At 40.5% G+C, this 21665-nt stretch carries 21 protein-coding genes; 8 read left to right on the plus strand and 13 right to left on the minus strand.

All coding sequences use genetic code 11. The features are described 5' to 3' along the window. The first annotated feature begins 116 nt into the window (after positions 1-116). The 8 genes from R7044_RS19520 to R7044_RS19555 all read left to right on the plus strand — a co-directional run bounded on the left by R7044_RS19520 (position 117) and on the right by R7044_RS19555 (position 7659). Positions 117-440 (plus strand): hypothetical protein, encoded by a 324-nt coding sequence (locus tag R7044_RS19520; RefSeq protein WP_025634145.1) that lies wholly within the window; start codon positions 117-119, stop codon positions 438-440. Between the two features lie 11 nt (positions 441-451). Then, on the plus strand, positions 452-1600 hold the full coding sequence (locus R7044_RS19525; protein WP_025634143.1) for a hypothetical protein: 1149 nt from the start codon (positions 452-454) through the stop codon (positions 1598-1600). A gap of 2 nt (positions 1601-1602) precedes the next feature. Beyond that, complete coding sequence (locus R7044_RS19530) at positions 1603-2223, plus strand: hypothetical protein (RefSeq protein WP_025634142.1); 621 nt, start codon at positions 1603-1605, stop codon at positions 2221-2223. Between the two features lie 8 nt (positions 2224-2231). Further along, positions 2232-4793 carry a DotA/TraY family protein gene (locus R7044_RS19535; protein ID WP_025634141.1) on the plus strand — a complete coding sequence of 854 codons (2562 nt, stop codon included), beginning with the start codon at positions 2232-2234 and terminating at the stop codon, positions 4791-4793. 13 nt (positions 4794-4806) lie between these two features. Then, a complete protein-coding gene (locus R7044_RS19540; RefSeq protein ID WP_025634139.1) occupies positions 4807-5805 on the plus strand; it encodes a hypothetical protein in 999 nt (332 codons plus the stop codon). Further along, positions 5798-6811 (plus strand): recombination-associated protein RdgC, encoded by a 1014-nt coding sequence (gene rdgC, locus R7044_RS19545; protein WP_025634137.1) that lies wholly within the window; start codon positions 5798-5800, stop codon positions 6809-6811. Before R7044_RS19540 ends, rdgC begins: the two co-directional genes overlap by 8 nt. A gap of 82 nt (positions 6812-6893) precedes the next feature. Beyond that, positions 6894-7298 carry a hypothetical protein gene (locus tag R7044_RS19550; RefSeq protein WP_138058895.1) on the plus strand — a complete coding sequence of 135 codons (405 nt, stop codon included), beginning with the start codon at positions 6894-6896 and terminating at the stop codon, positions 7296-7298. 10 nt (positions 7299-7308) lie between these two features. Then, a complete protein-coding gene (locus R7044_RS19555; protein WP_025634133.1) occupies positions 7309-7659 on the plus strand; it encodes a hypothetical protein in 351 nt (116 codons plus the stop codon). A 188-nt stretch (positions 7660-7847) separates the two neighbouring features. Here R7044_RS19555 and R7044_RS19560 read toward each other — a convergent pair whose 3' ends face one another. From R7044_RS19560 to R7044_RS19620, 13 genes are all read right to left on the minus strand, one after another. After that, complete coding sequence (locus tag R7044_RS19560) at positions 7848-8345, minus strand: hypothetical protein (protein ID WP_025634132.1); 498 nt, start codon at positions 8343-8345, stop codon at positions 7848-7850. Between the two features lie 64 nt (positions 8346-8409). Then, positions 8410-9825: a hypothetical protein gene (locus R7044_RS19565; protein ID WP_139351514.1), complete on the minus strand. Its 1416-nt coding sequence runs from the start codon at positions 9823-9825 to the stop codon at positions 8410-8412. Positions 9826-9936: 111 nt separating this feature from the next. Continuing rightward, a complete protein-coding gene (locus R7044_RS19570) occupies positions 9937-10521 on the minus strand; it encodes a hypothetical protein (protein WP_025634129.1) in 585 nt (194 codons plus the stop codon). Positions 10522-10622: 101 nt separating this feature from the next. After that, positions 10623-11711, minus strand: a complete 1089-nt coding sequence (locus tag R7044_RS19575) for a hypothetical protein (RefSeq protein ID WP_025634128.1) — start codon at positions 11709-11711, stop codon at positions 10623-10625. Between the two features lie 3 nt (positions 11712-11714). Continuing rightward, on the minus strand, positions 11715-13538 hold the full coding sequence (locus R7044_RS19580; protein ID WP_025634126.1) for a GspE/PulE family protein: 1824 nt from the start codon (positions 13536-13538) through the stop codon (positions 11715-11717). Between the two features lie 7 nt (positions 13539-13545). Continuing rightward, on the minus strand, positions 13546-14286 hold the full coding sequence (locus R7044_RS19585) for a hypothetical protein (protein ID WP_025634125.1): 741 nt from the start codon (positions 14284-14286) through the stop codon (positions 13546-13548). Then, on the minus strand, positions 14276-15838 hold the full coding sequence (locus R7044_RS19590) for a hypothetical protein (protein ID WP_025634123.1): 1563 nt from the start codon (positions 15836-15838) through the stop codon (positions 14276-14278). Before R7044_RS19590 ends, R7044_RS19585 begins: the two co-directional genes overlap by 11 nt. A gap of 17 nt (positions 15839-15855) precedes the next feature. Then, on the minus strand, positions 15856-17493 hold the full coding sequence (locus tag R7044_RS19595; protein ID WP_025634122.1) for a hypothetical protein: 1638 nt from the start codon (positions 17491-17493) through the stop codon (positions 15856-15858). Next, entirely contained in the window at positions 17493-18140 is a 648-nt protein-coding gene (locus tag R7044_RS19600; RefSeq protein WP_025634121.1) for a hypothetical protein, read from the minus strand. The genes R7044_RS19595 and R7044_RS19600 overlap by 1 nt, the downstream gene beginning before the upstream one ends. Before the next feature lie 376 nt (positions 18141-18516). After that, on the minus strand, positions 18517-19659 hold the full coding sequence (locus R7044_RS19605; protein ID WP_025634117.1) for an ATPase, T2SS/T4P/T4SS family: 1143 nt from the start codon (positions 19657-19659) through the stop codon (positions 18517-18519). 8 nt (positions 19660-19667) lie between these two features. Beyond that, the gene (locus R7044_RS19610; RefSeq protein ID WP_025634116.1) at positions 19668-20597 is read right to left on the minus strand and encodes a type IV secretory system conjugative DNA transfer family protein; all 930 of its coding nucleotides are present in this window, start codon (positions 20595-20597) and stop codon (positions 19668-19670) included. Continuing rightward, positions 20594-21118, minus strand: coding sequence for a hypothetical protein (locus R7044_RS19615; RefSeq protein ID WP_077202328.1), 525 nt, complete (start codon positions 21116-21118; stop codon positions 20594-20596). The genes R7044_RS19610 and R7044_RS19615 overlap by 4 nt, the downstream gene beginning before the upstream one ends. Further along, on the minus strand, positions 21105-21659 hold the full coding sequence (locus R7044_RS19620; protein ID WP_025634113.1) for a J domain-containing protein: 555 nt from the start codon (positions 21657-21659) through the stop codon (positions 21105-21107). The genes R7044_RS19615 and R7044_RS19620 overlap by 14 nt, the downstream gene beginning before the upstream one ends. Positions 21660-21665: the final 6 nt, after the last annotated feature.

Consider the following 21665-nt stretch of genomic DNA (forward strand, 5'->3'; position numbering starts at 1 on the left):
TATTCATCTATCCATTTTTTATCGAACGTTAGTCTAATCATAGGTGACTTTTGGGTTTTGCTGATGTTGTTTTTTATTGTAATATGACATTAGTTTCGAGTCTATTAGAGGTTGAAATGAAATTCAATAACTCAATTATCGGCCCATTGGTCGACCCACAAATGCATATCTTAAGAAACCACCCTGCCTCGAATCGCGAGGTTGGACTAAACGATGCAAAGTTCGAACATATGTGTCTGCAAATTGGTGTTTCAGAATACGCATTGAATACGGATAGGGCGTTGAAGACTGGTCATTCTATTGAACATACACAAGTGCCTGAACTCGACTTCTCCGAACTATTCAACGAAGCAACTCCATCCAAACCATCAAATGATGGAAACTCACCGTCTCAACCAACTCAAGACCTATCATTTGATATTGGTGGGTTTGATTTATAGAGAGCACGCTAATGTTTAAGAAAACGTTATTAAGTTTATCCCTGGCGGTCTTATTGCCAGGGACAGCAAACGCCGTAATCTGTACAGACCCAACAGGCTTAGGTCAGATAATCAGCCAAAGTGCTCAAGATGCGATGTTATGGGCTGAAGAAAAGGGTTTAAAGATTTCTGAAATGACAATGACAGAACTAATGGAGGAATGGAAAGCATCTCAAGATACGATGCGCGAACTCGCATCAACACAGGCCATTTCTAACAGTGTTTCGGAAACTTCTAACCTTGAGCTTCAAGCAAAGATGGAACCCTCACCATTGATGTGTGATGGCATAGCAGCGGTGTCTGCACTTTATGAAGCTACAGATGACTTTTATTGCGAAGCCCAGACAAATAGCCTTGATTTTGCTGTGCAGCTTTCAGATGAAATTGATTGTGAAGGAGATAGATGTGAAACAGGGCTGCAATCATTAGCAGATGAGTCTGTATCACTTTTAGAGGGCGTTACGCATGGAGATACTGTTGAACTCGATTTATTAAATATAAAAGGTGTTTTACCCGGCATGGGTGAAGGTGGCTACTCCAAATCAACTGATGAGAAAGAGCGCACTGACACCATGCTTAAAGTACTTTTTAGCTCCGGTGAAATAAATAAAATGCCCCGCGGTGAGAATAACCAAGTTATCAATGAAAACTCGGGTGCAGATGCAAAGATGGCTTACAACCGATGGCTTAAACGTCATCTAAGAACTACAGCTGGATTTAATACAGCTCTTAGAGTTAACGGGCTCACCAACCCTCGTGATGAAAATGGGCGCCCTATTCAATCTATTCTTGAGCAAATAAAGGCTGATATTGATTTCTATAACTCTCCTGAGCAAATAAAGCTCTACGGAAATGGTGGTGACAAGTCTTGTTATTCACGCAAAGCCGCAATGGTAAATACCCAGCGTGAAATGGATGATTGGTTAAACACACCAGCTGGTCAAGCTTGCAAGGCTAATTTTACCACTGTGGAACAAGTCCAAAGAATGAACGCTCAAATTGATGCAAGGGTCCTTGCTCTGCTGGGTCATATACTGGATTCCCAGTTATCAAGCGAATTCAATTTAGGCTTACAAACTCAACTGCTAAATGAAATAGCTGGAAATGCAAGGAAATACTAATTATGGCTGTAGAGGTCACTGACGTTCTAGAGCGGTTTCTGACGCATGAATTTGTCATTTTAGTTGATGGAATAATCCTAGTAGCTCAGGGGCTGGGTTTATATCTATTTGTCCAGGGTGTCTATTTATGGCTTGCCCTCATGAGGACAAGAACGTCGTCCCCCATGGTTAGCCAAATGTATGGAAGTCCTCCCTCACCTAAATTGATAATGGCAGTTTTTATAGCTTCAGCATTTATGTGGAAATTTGGAGAAGGAATAGCTGCTTGGGGGAGTCTATTTTGGCATGGTTCAGGATTAGATTTTAGCACTCCCTATTCTGCGGCAATGTTTGATGACATAAGTCAGCGAGCTACTAACCTAGTCAATGTTTCTACCGTAGGAACGGGGATGCAAACTCGTTCTATTGCTATACGAGCTTGTTTTGCGGTCATGTCTATTTACGGAGTTATATCTTACTTCAGAGGTGTGATGGGAATAACTCTCTTAGCCAATCCACAGATGTCAGGACAAATTAAGTTTAGTCATATTGTTGTTCATATGGGGTTCGGAATTTTCCTTGTGTACATCGATTTCTTCTATCAATCACTGAGCAACACTATCACAGCTGCAACCATGAACTGAGGTCCCCTATGGCAACTTGTGCAGATTTTACTCTTACTTGTATAGAGGCTCATGTTCAGACAGGGTCGACAACAAACTTTTTAGCAATTTTATTCGGTGGTTGGGTACATCACCTTTTTGGTAATCAGAGTGTAGAAGCGACATTGACGCCTTTAATGGTCATGTTGGGGGGGCTCAATTTCTTAGCCCTACTCTATGGATCAATAAATGTCATATATAACTCTGGTCACATCATGATGAATGCTGCTGCTACAGGTCATGTCTTTGGGAAAATGTCACCATACGTTCCATTAAGAATTGCAATAGCGTTGGGGTCATTGGCGCCTATGATTCATGCTGCTGGTTCCTTTGTATCGGTAGGACAAGCTTCTGGGATGTATGTAATCGTCCATGGTGCGGGAGCAGCTGATGTATTCTGGAAAGCTGGAGTAAATGATTATGTGAATCATACTGGAGCGCAAATAGCGTCTACGAATGTAGGTGAAGTGTTCTCAGTTGGAGAAACTATGGTTTCTATGCTTTCTTGTGCTGAGTTGTTTGAAAGCTCAAATGATAGAAAATTCACTTTAAAATCGATTAATTCAAATGGGACATCTAGCATATTCCCAACCGACTCATTTCCATCATTTTCACGAATCAGCTCAATGTACCCTAATTCAAGCGGGTCTTCTTCTTCTCTTAATTATGTCGATGAGCCTATAGGAAAGAATGGGGCTGAAAATACTGGCGCTATTTTAGAATTTCGTGGAGGAGCCTGTGGTTCAATCAGGTTTGATTTCGCCCGTAAACCTACTGCTAGCTCATCAGTGGAGCAAAAGCTTGCATATTACTCGAACTACTACGGTACAGAGGCTACGTTCACTTTCATGTCAGAATTACACACGCTTGTATCGAGTATGTTATCGCGGCTGAAGAACGCAGATTTATCAAAATATGTAACGGCAATGCGAAGAAGTGATGACTCTTATTATCGTGAATATTTACTCAATGAATTAGGCTCTAAAGAGTTAGCTGAAAACCTATTCAAAGCGCACGTTGATTTAGCAATGTGTAAGTCTAAAGTTGTAGAGCGCGGTTATATGGGGGAGTTATCTCAGTCTTGGCAGGGTCAATATGAAGCAAGTCGTTGCGGTAGTTCTAAAGCGAATATCAGCATATCAGGCTCATCCTCGCTGGTCGAAGAATTAACAGAAGGGGGCTGGATGATGGCTCCTCTAGCGTTTAGCCGTATGAATGGAATGATGCAATTAGCTTCATCTGGAGTAGGTTTTTCATTAGACAATGTAATGAGTACAAATATACCGGAAAGAACCAGTTTCTGCCGTTCTGTATTCTCATGGATTCCAAGTATAAACCTTTTCGATTCATCTCTTGATGATGAAATAGATGAAGCAAACGAATGTAAGACGTATTGGCTGGCAAGCAATTTTCCAAAGTTCACTTGGGACTTAACTGAACAACTTGCAATGAGTGGAGACATAAAATCAGATTGGCCTGAGGCGCAGAAGTTGAATAACTGGTCCGCACTAATGGCCGTTCACTCGACAAATGAAAACGCAAAAGCAGCGGCGACTGGCAACGAGTCTGCAATAGTATCTGTTGCTTCCGGAATATTAAGCTCAGCTCTAAGCCTTGGTAATTATAATGGTAATCTGGCATCTGCAATAGAAACGCCAGGGATGAGCGGCATTGACTATGATGGAGCTCTATTCGACGTTACAGGGTCTACAAATGCTTTGGCGTTATTATCTACGTTAGGTGAAGCGCTTAAGAACATTTGGTACATCGTTGTATTGGCAACTGAAGGCGCAGATGTCATCAAAGGTGCCCTCGAGAGTTCTGCTTTGTCAGCTCCATTCGCTATACCTTTGGCCTTCTTCGTTAAAACAGTCGCTCCACTGGTTGTATCTAGCCTTATCGGTGCTTTTATTCTAGGTAATGTATTGCCAATGGTGCCAATAATTACATTCCTATTTGTTGTTACCGCTTTTTTCATCATTTGTGCCGAAGCTCTGGCAGGCATTGCCCTGGGCAGTGCTTTATTAGCCTCTGCTGCAGGTGAAGGGCTAATGGCTGTTCATGGTCTAAGAATGGCAGCTCTCTACGGAGCCATATTCCTGAGGCCGACTCTTCATGTAATTGGATTAATGCTTGGTTTTGCAATGTGTAACCTCAGCTTAGCTTTCCTTAATAGCGTTTGGTGGAAGTCCATTGGAGTTAACCTACCCTCCTCTTGGGATCTTTTTGATTTAGTGATGCTTACAGGAGGATATCCAATCGTTCTATTTGGTTTACTTGTTTATTGTCTAAAAGCTCCGAACTTATTTGCCAACAATTTAATGTCTTGGGTTGCTACAGATGCTATTGGTCAATTTGGTGATTCTGATCAGTACCTATCAGCAACGAATGGTACCTTCAACAAAATGTCTGATGCTTTTAATGGTTCACTTCAAAAACAACAACCTCAACAGGATCAGCAAGGCAATGGTAATAATGGCAGTGGTAATAACGGAAATGGAAACACAGGAAATGGTGAAAAGTCTGAACGACCACCAAGTGCAAGCAAATAGGACTATGTAATCTATGATACTTTCAACTTTTTTTAAAAACGCCACAAGCAAGACCCCAAATGATTGGACATGGAATATGTTTAGACTGAGGTTTTGGACTGAGTGGGTTCATATAACCCCTATAGATAGAGCTCTGGAGAGTATTCATAATGAATACAGGCTCCCTGGAGGCCTACTAAATGAAATAAAGTCTGCAAGAGATTATCAGCAATCTTTTGACCCTTTAACGTCCCTGCCTTATCTAGACTCATACACCGAAGTCAATAGAGAGTACCTACTGAAACATGGTTATAGCTTGTTTGAATCGAGTGTGTTTTCAGAGGCTAATGGAAGTGTTCCTGATTTTAAGAAAGACAGTAATCGTTTGTTGGTTCTAAAACACGAGGAGCGTCCCAGTGATTCTAATGAGCAGCTAGCAAACGATATGCTTGAAATTAGCCCTCATCTACCTCAGTTGACAGCCTCTGAATCAGCGAACCGTTTGATTTTAAAAAAAGGGGAAGATGGACGGTATGATTTAACCATTCAGCGTACCGAAGTGAAGCCAACTACGTACATGGAACTTGTTAGAGCTGTCCCCGCCCATATGAAAATGGTTCCGTTCATGGAGACCCCCGTACACTTCAATCTTGTACCTTTCGATGAGGTTGTTAAAGCTGGTTTCGACATGAATGATGAACAGGTTGAAGGCAAAGCCAGAAACCTACAGCTGTCTATTTGGCTAACGCTATTTTTCGTATTGGCTTTTTGCTTCTTCGCTGTAAACAGTGTTGCCAAATTCATTATTGTAACGATAGTAACCTCGGAGGTTCAATTTAGTTACCTAATGACATCCATGTATTTGACCTTGCTAAGTGCATTTACTTCCTTTATCTATTTTCATTACCTGCATTTATATTGGCAATATGACACCAATCGCTTTGGTTCTGTGTATTCATTTTTAGTTGCCATCAAAAAAGATCCTATGCGTTTACTGCCACTTTCCAATAAAGCCGAGGTAAATCATGTTTAAAACCTTTGTGATTTACAAGTTACCTGAAGACTTCAACTTGGACCCAAATCTGCACTCTGAAATGTTTGAGAAACTGAAAGCGAAGCCTTTGACTGGTGCGATTAAGACTAAATATGGCTGGGCTGAGTTACTGCAATCAAATAAACCTTACATTAAGCTAGAAAACGATTACATTTTTCGTATAGAAAAGCGCTTTAGGTCTGTTGCATCTAGTACATTGGACGAAGCTGTCAGGCAGAAAATGATTCAGCTTGCACAAGATTCCCCCAGGACATGGGGAGTAAATGCCAAGGTTTCTTCACAAGATGTCAAGAATTTACGTGAAATGTGTGAAAACCTTCTTATACCGAAATCGCTTACACGTTTCAAAGATATCATTGTTTGGTTTAATACTGAGCTAAAGTTTCTTTTTATCGGTTCAAGTGGAAACAAAGAAGTTGAAGCGATTATTGATTTATTCAAGCTTACATTCAAAACATTTCCTGCGAGCCCGCTAACAGTTAATAATGATGTTTCGAGTGTATTTACTAGTTGGCTTAGCAGCCTGGAGTTACCGCCTACGTTGGCAATTAAAAATGGTGATATTGCATTTGAGAATAGAGCGAACGGTGCGAACAAGGTGAGATACAGTAACCAGGATATTGAGTCAGATGAAATCAATGCTAATTTACTAGCGCAAAAGCGCCCACTTCAACTATCTTGCGAATGGAACGCCACTTTAGGGTTTACTGTTAATAACGAATTAAAGTTTTCTAAGATCAAGCAACTAGGGCTGTTAAAAGAGAAAATAAAAACGGCCAATAAGGAAATGGAGATCAATAATCCCGCCCAGGAGATGGAAGCAAAAAGAGTTAAAGATATGACCTCCTACACTTTAACTCGACTGTCAATATTGAACCTTATAAAAGAAATCTTACCTTCATTAAATAGCTCAACTGGATTCGCTGGTGGTGCACAATCGAATACATCTGAGCTAATAGAGGGATTTGTTGAAAGCATTGATTGATGTATAAGGGCCATGATCTCGTGTTTATCGTGAAGAACGCCACGTAGATGAGCTGAAAACAAGAAACGTAATTTAAGGGGAAATGATGAAATTGAAAAGCATATTAACATTAGCTATCGCACTGCCTCTTTTGAGTGCTTGTGACCTTGTAGATGATTATAACGAAATGGTCAATGAGCAAATGGCTGATATTACTATCTACATCTCACCTGTAGCTGAGCTACAGATTGATGATAGTGAAATTGGTTATGTTCATGGATTCGAAGAGTGCCCCAACGAGTCCGTAAATTGGTTGTTTGGGTACTCTCATTCAGTTGGAGGCAATAATTGCATCAAAATAGATCCTGAAAATGAAAACATCAAAGTGCGAGTTATAAACGACCAAGTTAACTTAATTGAAACATGGAATGTATCTAGGGTTGGTGATGCCGTTTCACTAACTAGACCAAACGGCTTCAAAGTCCGTGAACCATCTAACCAGTCGTAGGGGGAAAAGGATGCCTAAGCCTCGCGGTAGGTTTATCGGCCACAAGCAGTTTGCTGTCGATCCCAATTGGGTTAAAAGCCAACAAGAGATTCGAGCTATCAAAGAGCGAAAGCGTTTTGTTGAGTGGTCGAAAAACTGGATTACGGTAACTCGACTAAAAACAGATCGATTGTGGACAGATTCAGCTATCAAGAAGTGGCTTGGCGAGCCAAAAAACCAAGCAAAATACAAAGTATTTGCTGTGGAAGATGTTAGAAAAGCTGAACGGAAAAAAGCGTTTAAAGAGTGGTTAGCACCTCGACTAGATAAAAAGCTGGCAACTAATCCACACTTTAAAATCAAGAAAATTGGAACTGTATAACGACCAAGGGGAAAATATGGTTATGTATAGCACTCAAGCTATAGAGAACATTAGAAAGTCATTCAATCTCTAGCAAACTATTGGACAGAGCCGATTAAGGGCAACCTGTCAGACCTAGTCACATCGAGATAAAGAAACTCACAGATTGCATTCAGACTAATTCAGATAATGGCTCTTTTTTCATTGTCTTAATCGAGGTTCATTGTCTTCAAAAGCCTGTTTACTGCATAGTAGATGTAAAGCCCTAGTTGACTCCCTAAAAAGAACCACCACCAGACCAAGTACAAATCAATTACATCGAATTTACCAAACAATACCTGCTCGAAATCTAACATTGATTCTGTAAGTGGTCTTTGTGCACCCGGCAAGCCTAGCCTATCAAATGGTACATCACTAAACTCAAGATAACTTAGTAACCAAACGGGCATATATAGAAACACTTCTGTATCAGCAATTGATACTGCTATAGCACGTAGATACTCATATCCTTTGTATAGTATTAAAAGGCCACCAAGGCCGATTAGATAGTGATTGGGTTTAAGGAGTTTCTCTGTTACGTATGATAAAGGGATTAGGACCGTCCTTACGAGCTTGCCCATTACGTAGTGAACGACTCCTGTAGTTACATAAAAAAGTAGAGCCGGAGTACGAAGAATTCCAAAGAAGATAGCAAGAAGTAGGTTCATAGGGCATACCTTAAGCTTAGTCTATAATATATTATAGTTTGGTATGCCCTGGAAGGGAAGATATTTAAGGGTAATAGCAATAGATAGTTGCTAGTGCTCGGTTTTCTCTAGGTGTTTCCCAAAGTTTAGTTTTGAAATTATACGAGTAAAGGCGGACAAGAAATTGTGAGCCAGATGCATTTTTTGTAACACCGATTCGGTTTAATGAATAGTCAGATACGACTACACCGTTCGCTGAGTGGTAACGCTTACTATCTTGCCAGTCTACAACAATTCTATTTGCCGCATAACCTGCACCATCACCACAATTTACACCTTTAATTGCACCAACTCCGTTTATTGTAGCGGAACCTTGGTGAACATATTTACTTGTTAGGTTTGAGAGAGCTACACCCCCTCTCGATGTCAAACGAATGTCTCTTGTTCGAGAAACGCCATTTGGGTCAAAAAACATTGAGGGGTCATTGAAATCAACAACGGCTCCAGGGACATAAAGAGAGCCATTCTCTAGAGTTGATATGTTTGAACCAGTACCGATTGCCAAGCCCCCTGCGAAATTATTCATTTGCGATGAGTTGGTTTGGTTGATTCTATTCCGTACTGTAGCTTGGTCTATTGTTGCTGAGCCTATACTAGCTGTATTTATATCGCCGTTATTGATGTCAGCTCTATTAATATCAGCACGATCAATGTCAGCGTTATCGTAATCAAGGTCAGTGCCGCGAACACTAGTTAAGTTTGCAGAATTGGAGCGTAACGTGTCAATAGTACCGGAGTTCGCGTCTATGGAATTAACGTTGAGGTTGTTGAGGTTGCTGGTTCCATTCAAATCGAGTCTAAATACAGGGTTTTCTCGGTCCACAATGCTAGATACTTCAAGGCGGTCCATATTATCGACATCCTGTCCATTCCAGTCGATTGTAGCTAACGGTGAGTTTGTACCATGGATACTCAGGTCATCAGAGAAGCTTGTGCCCCAAGTGATATCCATAGTAATGATACCTGTATCAAAGTCGCAATCCACTTGCGAGATTGAGGTGCCTGAATTTAGGTTTGCCAAACCTCCACCAGCAATTCGGGCTATAGTACATGAACGTTTGACTCCGTTTTCACCAGAGAAGTCAAATCCCCGAGTTTCAGCAGTATTTGAGACAGTTAATTTGAGTTCGACCTGGGTTCCATCATTTGTAACTTCAGTTTTGTATTGCATGTTATCCCCAATTCTAGGGGAATCTTCGAAGTCACAGAATAGGAACTCAGATGTTTGGGTACCACCACAGGTGTTTGGCTTCAACCACATTGTTCCAATGTGCTCAGCACCGTTTTGGAAGGGTTGGCCCGGCTGATTCCATTGGGCTAATGAGCCACTTTGTCTTGAGGCATTCTTGATAGCATGAAGCAGCGTTGCTATACGCTGCCCTTGAAGTTGGTCTACTTGAGATTCGTATTGATCACTTTTCATCATGAGGTAAGTGGACATGATGATACTTAAAGCGACAGTAGAGGCCAATATGCCAAGTTGAAGGAAAAAGCCTCTTTGTCTTTTGATTGAGGTTCTAGGCAGCATATTGGCCACTCTTATTAATAATGATTAACGGTTGATGAATGTGATTGCTACTTCATCGCCAGATGCACACTGTGTTTTAAGAGTGTCATTACCATCAATTCGCGTACCTTCAACCTGGATCTCAACGAAGTTTTGGAATACACGACCAACGAGTAGGTTACACTGATCTGTTTCTACATTTGAGAAAGTGAAAGTGAAGAATTTACCTGTACCAGTAGTTGTAATCCCATCACGGTTAGTCGCGGTGTCTACGCTTCCACAGGTCAAGCCATTATCAGAAAAAGGTGTGGTAAATTCATCTTGGGTTGCACTTAACCAGCTTGAAGGCCAGATGTTTTTGTCGTAACAGTCAGTGTTGTTAACAGATGCGTATGAACCAAAGCCACCCACTGTACGTCGTAGTTCGTCCGATGCTTGTAGTAGAGCTGACTCAGCATCGTCAACAAGTTTACCCGCACCTGAATCCCCCATAGTTGTAGCAATACCGACAACCATAATGCCCACGAATGCCAGGACTAATTGAAGCTCTGTAGATAGAAATGCACCTTTACGTTTTGCATGAACGCGGTTTAGTTTCTTTGAATATTGTTTTTTTGGTTTAAATAACATAGCTATTTTCCTCTTTGAAAGCTATTGGATTTTATACATGATTGGCATATATCAATCAAGTGGAATATGGTTTTCACAATTTGTTAATTTTATTATCAAACTTAGTTAAGGGTTTGACCAATTGAAGAAATAGAAAGGCCAACTATGGCGTTTACAGTTAAAACTGCCATCATGCAACCGAGCATGATCCCTGTCGTAAGCTTTTTTACTAGCATTTCAGTGTTAGCAAATACTTCTTCGGTGATATCGTCTAGTTTATTAGTAAAGTCAGAGGTTGTAGCATACGACTCAATCTCAATTCTTGGTTCTCTACTAAAGAAATCACAGGCGAGTGCTTGCCCTTCACTCTTTCCTCCAATCATATTAAGACGCATTTTTTGGCACCAATGTTTTACATATGGCGTTGAGTGGGAACCAACAAGCTTTAGTGCTTCTGAAGAGGGCATCCCGACTTTCAAAAGAGCATTGAATGTTTGTAGGGTTATAGCGGAATTAATCGCGTCAACAACATTCCAAGGTGGTAATTTAGTTAATCTCCGATTAATTTGATTGGGTAAACTCCAAACTACCCAGGTCCCGTATATCACCAATGTGCCTGTAATAAATGGGCTTAGCTCGTATACAGTTTTTGTAAACTCTCTTGCAAATGTCATAATAGGAGTTGGTTTTATATTAAGCCCCTTAAACAGCACAGCATAGATGTATAAGTGTGCAAGACTACAAATCAACATAATCAAACCAACACCTATAATTGGACCGACTATTCCTAAAAAGCCAGCACCTCTCATTTGTTGTTTTCTTTGTAATTGGCTGACACATATGCGTATTACTTTGTATGCTGCAGTTTTCTTCTCGATTGCGTAAGCAACTCCAATAGTGGTTTTATCAAAGAATGGTGCGAGCATGTATGAGATAACTGGTCTGTATCGGTACCGGTCTGCAAGATATTTTACGAACTTTGTTTCTTGGGATTTTGGTTGTTGGGACTTATATGCTTCATAGAGGGAGTCCAATACATTTACGATTGAATCACCATCTGCTAAACGTGATGCAATTTTCTCTAGAAGTTGAGACTTTCTCTTTGAGCCCACACGAAAGTTTGTATACTTTAGCTTTAAGGTATCAATGAAGTCATCACTAAGGTATTGACTCTTTATTCTGAGCAACTTTTGGTTAATATCGTTTTCCATTAATTAAACCTCTGGGTGGTAGAGAGAAACATTTAGCTCTTCACGATCTAATCGAGAGACCACAAGTTGATCGATTTCACGTTCTATCATCTCAGGGTCCAATACCCCTTTGCACATTTTATAAATTGCGTGCTCTAACTTAGTAAAACCACCAGTGTTTAGCCAATGAGCTTTAGCCAAATCATCTTCGTTTTTAGCCCATAGGTTTCTGATTGTTTGATCTGGCGCCAAGACTTCAGCTACAGGTGTTCGTCCAACACGGCCATCTACAGAATAATTACACTCTTCACACCCACCTTGCTTTGCGAAACGTATGTTCGGCAGGTACTCAAGTAACTCTAGGGAAGATAAGCTTTGTATTAATGAATAAACTAATGGAGAGTTATTCGGAAGCTCATCATAACTTCGACTACAGGACGGGCACACGGTTCGTACTAAAGACTGAGCAATGATGACAGTTAGGGTGTTTGATGATTGATAGACTGATCTAGCTACTCCGAAACCGTCCAAGCGACCTGGTACATCACAAGAAGATGCGGCATGTATTGTTGAGAAACATACATGGCCAGTTCGGGCAGATTCAATTGCAAATTTTGCTGAATTGTAGCAACGTATTTCTCCTGTACCCATGATATCTGGGTCTAGTCGCATGAAGCTTTCGGAAATTCGTTCAAACTGCTTGGTTAATGTGTTCATTTCATTATCAGAAGCGCTAGAGTTATCTTCTAAGTTAACTTGTGAAACGCCCTCTAAGTTCATCTCGATAGGGTTTTCGGCAGTAACAAACTTCCGAGTAGATTTGTACAGGTCTTGTAAGTAATCGATAACTGAATACATGGACTGGGTCTTACCAGAACCTGTAACACCAGCAAACAGTATATTTCCTTGTTTTTTACTGGAGTGTTTTTTAATCAACAGCGTTTGAACTGGGTGATATCCAGCTTTATCTAGCTTTCTTATAGAGGATTTCTCCCCTTTACTGGTAATCCTGCATACTAGATCTCCACCGCCCTCAGTTTCTCTTGGTGCAAATTCAACACGCATTTCAATTTGAGTATTGTTATACGTGTAGATAAATTTACCAGATTGAGGTTCTTTCCAGCTTAGGTTGTTACCTTGGATGCTAGAGCCGGATGCTTCATCCCCACCGATGATGTTGTAAGCAACATCAACCGTCTCGTAAAGCCTATCGTATGTATATTCTTTGAAATCAATTAAATCGCCATCTACACGTATACGTACTAACGTGTTGCCAGGTATATTAGATACTTCAAAGTGAATGTCTGACGTTGCAGGGTGTGATTCTAAAACAGACGCAGTGATCGCTTTAAAACTTCTGCCCTCATCATCTTTAGATTGGTTTTCTTCAGAGCCCATGAAGATGACATCAGCAAGTAATAGGATTAGGTCTTCTGAGCACTTAAGATTAATGACTTTTGTATGAGTATGATCGGTATATCCCAAATCATCTCTGATAGTCGCTCGAACTTGTGTGATTGACTTTGAAAAGTCTTCTGTCATTAAGACGGTAAGGTAGTTGTATCCTTCATCCATACCTTGAATATGGCCATCCGAAATAAGGAATTTTTTACCATAAGCTGGATGTGCCACTTTGTCCTTGTCAATGATACCACCTAAGGCCCAAGGAAGTTGTTCTCTAGTGTCGTATGTTAAGTCGTTAAAGAAGTGTGAACTAGAGCTACTACGACTACCAAAGTATTTTATTAAATCACCAGAAATTGAATCTGACAAAATGTCGTATTCGTTTGCGCTGGATTCTACAATGCTGGTTGCAGGTCTATACTCTGCTAAGTTAGTACTAGTCATGAAATTCTCACTTGAACATTAAACCTTGAGAGGGAGAGTCATTAATTAATGTAGGCGCCGGGGCTCCAAACATACTTGATTCTGAAAGCTCCCCAATCTTCTGCTCGATAATACGGTCTCGGAATGTTTGCGCTTTCTTAAAGCGGTCAATTGCTTCGTCAGAGGTTTTAACCGTGATATGTCGTGCTCTTGATTTGTCCATTTTGTGAGTTGAATAATCGAAAGGCATGACTACAGCGCCTTGAAATGACAGTGAATCTACATACCAGTCCCCAAAGCTCTCCCCTTCTTTTAAAGTTTGGATAGCCCCCTTATGCCAAAACTCACCTTTCAACTGACCAGCTATCTCATAAATATCTGTAACGAAGATTTGTTTTTCCATTTCGTTTAGCAGAGCATTAACTTCAGCTTCTCGTTGAGCTCTACGCTTTGTCCTAGTCTCCTCCTGGAATTTTGCTAAACGCTCTTCATCCGATGCCTTCTCTTTTTTCGGTTCAGGCCCACCGTTTAGTAATTTGTTATTTTCTATCAAAAGCTGCTGATACTGATTGTCAAGCATTAACATCTTATTAGCATGCTCTTTTTGGGCTCGTATCAACTCATTTTGCGAGAGTGATTTGTTTTCCTCTATAGAGAGGCTTCGTTGTTTTTGGATGTCTTGGTAAGTCTGCCCGGATTGATCATTTGCAAAAGTTGTAAAGCTCAACAATTGGGTCGCGATGCATAGGGTAATAGTATTAATTTTCACGTAATGAAACCTCTTTGTCTTGTTGATTAAGAATGCTACTTTCGTGTATGTACTGCATCTTAAGAACGATCTCTTCTGTTTCCAGATTTATCGAAATGCTCTGTATAATCATGCTTTTAAATTTGTCGATATCGTTAGCTAGTTGGTCCAAATAGTTAAATGCCCAACCAAACCCACTTAACGAAAGTTGTACATTCACAACGGTGTAATCTATTTGTGGGTTTCTTACTTCAGTGGAATATGTTTCGTTTTTAAAAGGGATCTCCCTTTCTGTTTTGCGGTTTGCTGAAATCGCTCCGTACAGTCTTCCTTGTGTCTTCTCTGCTTGTTGCTGAATGAAGGTTAGTAAGTCTAGGTAGTGGCCGTGAGTTTCCTTTATGAAGATAAAAGCGTCACTTTCATCAAAATAATGGTCTGGTTTAGGAAGCGGTACTATTTGAGACGTAGTAATCTCTTCTCCAGAGAGTGAATAAGTGATAGTTCCATCGAATTCGATGTTGTCTCTAAAATTGGCAACCGTTGTCCCTCCGTTTTTCCACAAAACGGTCGTCTCATGAAAAAACTCTTGGTCTGCTGGTTTGTCTACTGTTGATGAGTCTCTAGTAATGATTCCTTTGGTAACGAGATCGACAGTCATTGGGAACCATCCACCAACATCAACAGGAAGAGAGTTAATATAGGCTTTAAGGTTCAAAATGACCTTTTTAGGATCTGATGCGGTTAAACGTTGAGTAAGCCATTTTGCTTCCTCTTTAGTTGCATTTGCCTTGTCTATTCTCTCGATTTTTTTATGATTCAAATCGTTTTCAGCTTGCTTAGCTAGAGTACTGCTTGATGCTTTCTTCACCATTGAATCTATGTCAGGAATTACATACTCTTGCTTGGAGTTAGATTTATATACCTGCACACCTATCAAAAATATAATTCCAAGAGCCACAAATACGATGTGGGATGGTTTTATCTTTGATAGGGGGTTTGTGTTGAGTAGCTGCTCAATTGTTTGAATTTGAGCGAACTTTTCATTAGGTACAGCTTCACATATGACGTCATATGAGTGCTGTTGGTACTCTGAACGTGACTCTTCAAATAGTTCTGAGATATTTTCTGTTATCTCATTAGGGACTACATAGCGTAATTTTACGTGATGAAGATCGTACATTTGATAATGGTCGAAGATCTGTTGGATAACTTCTTCCACCGTTTCAAATACCAAATCATTCTCACCACCAGCTGGGCACTTATCAATTACCAAAAGATACCAATATTTACCGGATGGTAGCTTTTGTATGAAGAAAGCATTCGGGTGATCGACACAAATAGCGCGAGCGACGATTGCCGCCGCGCTGTAGTATTTTGTCGTTATGCTTTGAGCGAAACCGATTGTTGATTTTGGTGCATCATCAATTGTTGACCCTTCAACAATTACTGCATTTGTAGCGTCGTATTTGTTAACCAGATTTTTGATATGGATGGTCTTATCGGATTCTGAAACCTCGTACCAATCTAAACCGATGTAGTGCCTATCAAATCCAAGTTCTTCTAGTGACTGCATAAAAGGACCTAATTGGGTTAAACTTTTTCGATATGAGGCGTGATAATTACTAGCATCACTGAGCGTGTTTTAGCATTAGAGTCATTGCCACCAAACATCCATAGCAAATCGCCTAGAACTGACTGGTTTTGGCCATTGTCAATCACTTGCTCGAACCCAGTCATAACCATTGTTTCGCCTGAACGGATATTTCTAGCGCTAACCATGGCAGTAACAGTTCTGTCTGTTAGTTGAAGTTGTGTATTACCAACTTCTAGTGGGTCAATTGCATTTAAGGTACTTACATCAGTTACGATACGGACAGCAATTGTTCCATCTGAGTTAACACGTGGTGAAGCTAAGAAAACAATACCGTTTGTTGTTGTATCTGTGCTTGCAGATTGTGTTACAACATCACCAGATACACTTTGGTCGATTTTATCCGCATATTTCTTTTCATTTACGAACTGGACTGGAATAACATCATTGTTTGGTACAGTTGTCGTAATTGACTTTTTAAGCGAAAGAGATTTAGTCCCCTGAAGAGCCTTCAATGCCATTTCAGTGCCTTTGAAGCTACCATCACCGATACTCAGCCCTAAACCACCTAACTTAGCTGCATCACCAACTGGAACTCCATCGATTTTAAGTTCGAAGTCATTCTTAGCGTATTTAATAGATTGCTCAATGCCGTAATTTGATTCGTCTGTAGTGATCAGTTCCCATAGCTCTATATCGAGCCTGATCATCTTTCCAGCAGTAGAATTTGACTCATCAATAAAGTTCTCAACAATTCGCAGCTTTCGAGGTGTGTCAGTTACAGCAACCATACTTAGTGCAGGTAACACTTCTACTTTTGCATCTTCAGAAGCAATGGATTTAATCCCCTTGAGGAGTTGGTCCATTGGTTTCCCTAGGTCACGGTCAAATGAATATGAGTGAGAACTCGAAGTTTGAGAGCTTGTCCCCTCGCCTTGCTGACCACCGCTAGTAGACGAATTGATACTTGATTTTAAAGTTGTACTACCAGCATATTGGTCGATCCGAAAGTGTCTAGTTTCTTGTCGGTAAAAGGATACACGACCATCAGATTGGTATTTCCACCATAGGTTGGTTTTTGCTGCGATAGCATCCAACACTTGCTTTAAAGCAACGTGCTTTTCAAAGTTCAGGGAAATAGACACTTTTGCGCCATCTAATAGTGACCCTTTGTTCGTATCTGTATAAAGTGCCGAAACGTCTAAATCATCACCAGTAGAATCACTTGTACCACCGCTTGCTTTGGAACTTCCAGAGTCTTGGTTAAGATACTTGATAGCGTCGCTAGTAAAGCTAATGTAAACCCCATACGAGGCATACTTATTGTTCAAATAGTCAATCGTGTCGCTAAGGGGTTTAGAGCGATATGACATGAATTTACTCGGGGTAAGAAAAATCTCTGGAAGGTCTTGCCTTTCTTTTAACTTGAAAGGTTCCCCAAGAATAACGTAATTATTGTCTTCGCTGTAGACGCTCTGATCTATACCGGGTTTAAGTCTGTGTTTTTGAATCGTCTCAGTGGCAGCGTCTGCCTGTGCTGTCGCAACTCTATTGGCATCTTTACCAGGAGTACTACAACCACTGACAAGCGCGATAATGGTTAGTGTGAGAGCTTTAAGTTTCAATGTGTTGTTCATTACTGGTAAGTCCCTTTTTCAGTAGAACCGCCTTTTAGGATATGAGCAGCACCAATTTCAGGGCTGTAACTAATCCACAGTGGTTCTTTTGTTTTTAACGTCTCCTTAAGCACTCTATCTAAGACTCCGTCTCTTCCTGTTAGGTCACCAATCAATACCGAACGTGATTTAACAGGGAAGTCGTATTTAGAGCCCCAAATAATGTCGATATTGGACTTTGTATTCCAAACCTCAAAGTTCTCTTTGAGTGACAGTTTAGGGTCTAATGTCCAGAGTTTTGGTGTTCGTGTCTGAAGGTACGTAAGGTGTTCACGATTTTTGGATGCAGCCAACACTCGTTCTTGTTCATTTAGAACAATATAAATACCGGAATTTAGTTCCTGTATCTTAGCAACAGCACTGCGCCAATTAGGTGAAGGTACCCAGGCTAATTGGTGGGAAGAGATGCCTGGTCCAATATTTACCCGCCAACCAGCTGGTGCTAAAGCATTCAGTATTTCGTGAGCAGGTAATTTATTTTGGTAACCGACTTTAGATTGGATGTCGTTTAAACCATAAGCGGTATCTGACTCGTATTCAGTAAATACAACCCCCGCTTGCGCGCTACTCATCACGAGTAAAGGTAAAATTAATCTTAATTTCATCATAGTAACCCCTATTATTTTGATAAATATACGTCATTTTCGGATAACAAACAACAAACGAAGCTGTAAGGTAACCTACGAATAAGAACAATTTCTTATCGGTTATCTGGCTTCCAAATTTCGTTTTTTCGATATGGCAAGTTGTTGCCTTGGTTGTATTTTGACAGGAGGTGTATAAAAAACTCTAATGGTGTCCTTTTGGTAAGAGAGATTAAAGACATTAATACATAGAAAACACACATGGCTTTAAGGTAGTTCCAGCTGAACATTATTGGCAATGTCAAAACCGGGACGATAGTAGACCCGTCCATAAGTAGGAAAAGTGGTCTTTTCATCGCATTTTGTACCGCTTTTCTATCCAGCTTCGGTTTATATTCCATTATTCTGATTCCATAAGGAGATATTCTGGCCCAATTTCACTGTTGTGATATAGGTTTGCGATTTGTTGAGAAAAGGTAAGCTCTTGTTCCTTTAGGTGCCTTCTTACTACTACAGATATCTCTGTGTCAGATTTACACTTCAGCATTTCTTCTCTGATTTCTTCAGTTAGATATAGGGTTTCTCTAACAGCAATCCTTTCACCGTCGAGAGTTCTAACTAGTATCTGAGCGACAATGCCAGAGAGTTGACTAATAAAACCAGCTAATACAGCCAGCTTATTCTCTCCATCTATCATATTGTAGATGCGGCTCATCGCTGTCTCGCAAGAGTTTGCATGTATTGTAGCCATCAAGAAGTTGCCAGTGTTAGAAGCGTTAAATGCGTTTTCGATTGATTCTTTACTTCGTATTTCGCCCTGAACGATGATATCTGGACGAAGACGAAGAGCAGCTTCAAGGCCTTGATTAAAACTTTGAACATCGGAGTCTGTTTCAACTGAACCTACTTCATGAACTGAAATACTGTTACCAGGAGCAATCTTTACTCCCTCATAATTAATTTCAGGTGGGTCCTCAAAAACTAAGATATGCTTACCAAGGCTGGGAGTTTTTAGCACTGAAGTTACAATTCCGGCCATAGTAGTTGTTTTGCCTGTGCCTACCCCTCCCACAAACATAAGAATACCTTTACGGTTATGCTTTACAAGATTGACTAGCTCCGGCTCTATACCCAAAGATTCTGCGTCCTTTGGTGTTTTAGGGTTCAACCTACCAACCATCTTATAGGTCTTTCCATATTCAAGTGACCTTGAGGTAATAGCTGCAATGCGGAAACTCCTAATCTGAGATTGATCATTGGGGTTTTTGGTAACGAATGCAAAAAACGTAGGAGTAGCTGCATTAACATTGTTAATCAGCGATTTTTTGGTGCCGAGCATATATTCAAGAATATTACGGCATGCGTTAGGTTGCATTTGTTTATCAGTGATTTCCCTGATTTGCCCGTTTACATCGATTCTGATTCGATAGTTACAGTCTATTAAAATGTCTGAAGCACCGTACTCAATTGCTTTCCATATGACAGTTTCGATATCTACTTGTGTCATTTCGCTTGAAACAGGTATTAATGGAATATCATTCATGGTAGGTGTCACTCTTCAACGAGAATGGATTTAATTTGGTCGTGAGTAAGGCCTTCAGTTTCTACTTTAGAAACAGCATCCCTACGTACAGAGCCCCTAGGGTCTTTTATTACTGGTGAAGAATAGAGATCAGAGTTTGTCTGCCAAACTGCCTCACCACTCAAAGATATGAACTGAGTGCCTAAACCTAATTGGTCTCCTTGTACCGTAATTCCTACATTTTCAATAATCATATCTGGCTTTTCTATATATCCGGACTCAACTAAATTCACGTAACGGATCATGGCTGTTGCGTCAATAAAAGCATTAATTACACGAGTTCTCATCTCAGCAATTGCTTGTTCTGAGCCCATGGCCCATCCCTCATCAAGAGCTGAGTTGAAGATCTCCAATTCTTCTGAATTTCTAGGTAAAAGTTCGTCAATTAATGTGGTCGGAGTAAGTGAATTTTTGTCGTAGAGATAGTCAGACCAATGCGGTTTCCTCAACACAGGCTTAGGTTGTTCTCTCAATCGATAGACAAGATTATCGGTCCTGATAATCGTAGCTTTTGTGTCTCGCGTTATCGCGGCATGAGCTTCTACTTTGTCTACCATACCTGGACGAAGGTACTTGGCTTCACCTGAACTTAGATTTGCAGAAGCGTTAATGAGATGCTCGAAAGGTAGCAAGCGGTCAAAGAGGTGAGACTTGCTATCCACTACATCTGTTAAGCGCTCCATCGTAGCTATATAACCATTCGCACTGCCAACTTCTTCAGCTCTTTCGCGGATCGACTCAATTCTGAGTGCCTCTTCACCATCGCTTACTAGTTGTTGTCTAACCTTTACATCTTTTAGTTCACTTAAGCTGTAATAGGTGCGCTTAGATTCATCTGCCAAAGTGGTAACACTGAAAAATAGACTAGCAATTAAACAAATAGCAGTATTGGTTCTCACGCTTTTGTCTCCAAGTATTTAACGACAATCGTCTTAAGTCGGTTATCGACCATGATGTCTACCTGGGCACCCTTTTCAGAGTCAATAATCTTTATTGCGTCGTTTATTGGTTGATCCTTCAGTTTAATACTTACAAACACGCCACCAGGTGGTTTTTGGCCATAAGTAAATACTCGATCAGAACCATAACCTACTGTCTCAGCAATACCTTTTACGGCAGTTTCGACTTCACAATCACAATTCCAGTCAACAACCTTTTCAAAACCAGGTAACAGCATTGTAGAGAGCATGCGCTCCTGCCTTCTCTGCTCAGGGCCTTTAAGTGCTTGTGCATGTGCACTTCTCGTTTTTGCTAACAATCGGAGCTCGTCAAGCATTTCAACTGCATATGGCTCAAGATCGCCAAAAGCCCTTTCTTCAGGGCTCTTTTCTAAGTGCCTTAAATCTTTGACTTCATTAGTTGCGCACCCAAGAAGTAGAGTAGAAGCGAATGCTATGCTAGAAAGCTTAAAGACGTTCATTTTGTTTCCTCTTCGTTGCATTGATGCAAAGTGTTTTAGCTGTATTCAGATTTGAAACAGTGATGATTGATTCATCCGTACTGATGTTTTGGTTAATGTCTGGGTGGTAATACCTAACTTTTTGATGGAAGGCTTTCTTGATTTCAGAAATATTGAGGGACGTAATAGGTAGCCCTAATAATTTGAAAGCCTGAACTTCTTCTTCAGAGAAGTTAAATGGGTTTTGTTCATTCAGAGTCGGAGAACTTTGAGATCTACTCGCATTAGAGGGTCTTTCCATCTGAGAGGAAATTGAGTTTGTATAACCAAACCCACGTATCTTCGCTTGTGCTTCCTTTCTTCTAACCGATTGTTGTTGTTGCCGTTGCATAAAGTACAAATATGCGATGCCAAATAAGGCACTCGTGAAAACACCGAATGTATAACTCGCGGACAAATAATATGTAGCAGCGAAAGAAGTGATGAGTATGGAAGCCAAACCCAATATTTTTTCTTTAATTAGTTCGAACACAATAAGATGTCTAATAGCAAATAATAGCATAAATCT

Source organism: Vibrio sp. 1402 (assembly GCF_033340275.1).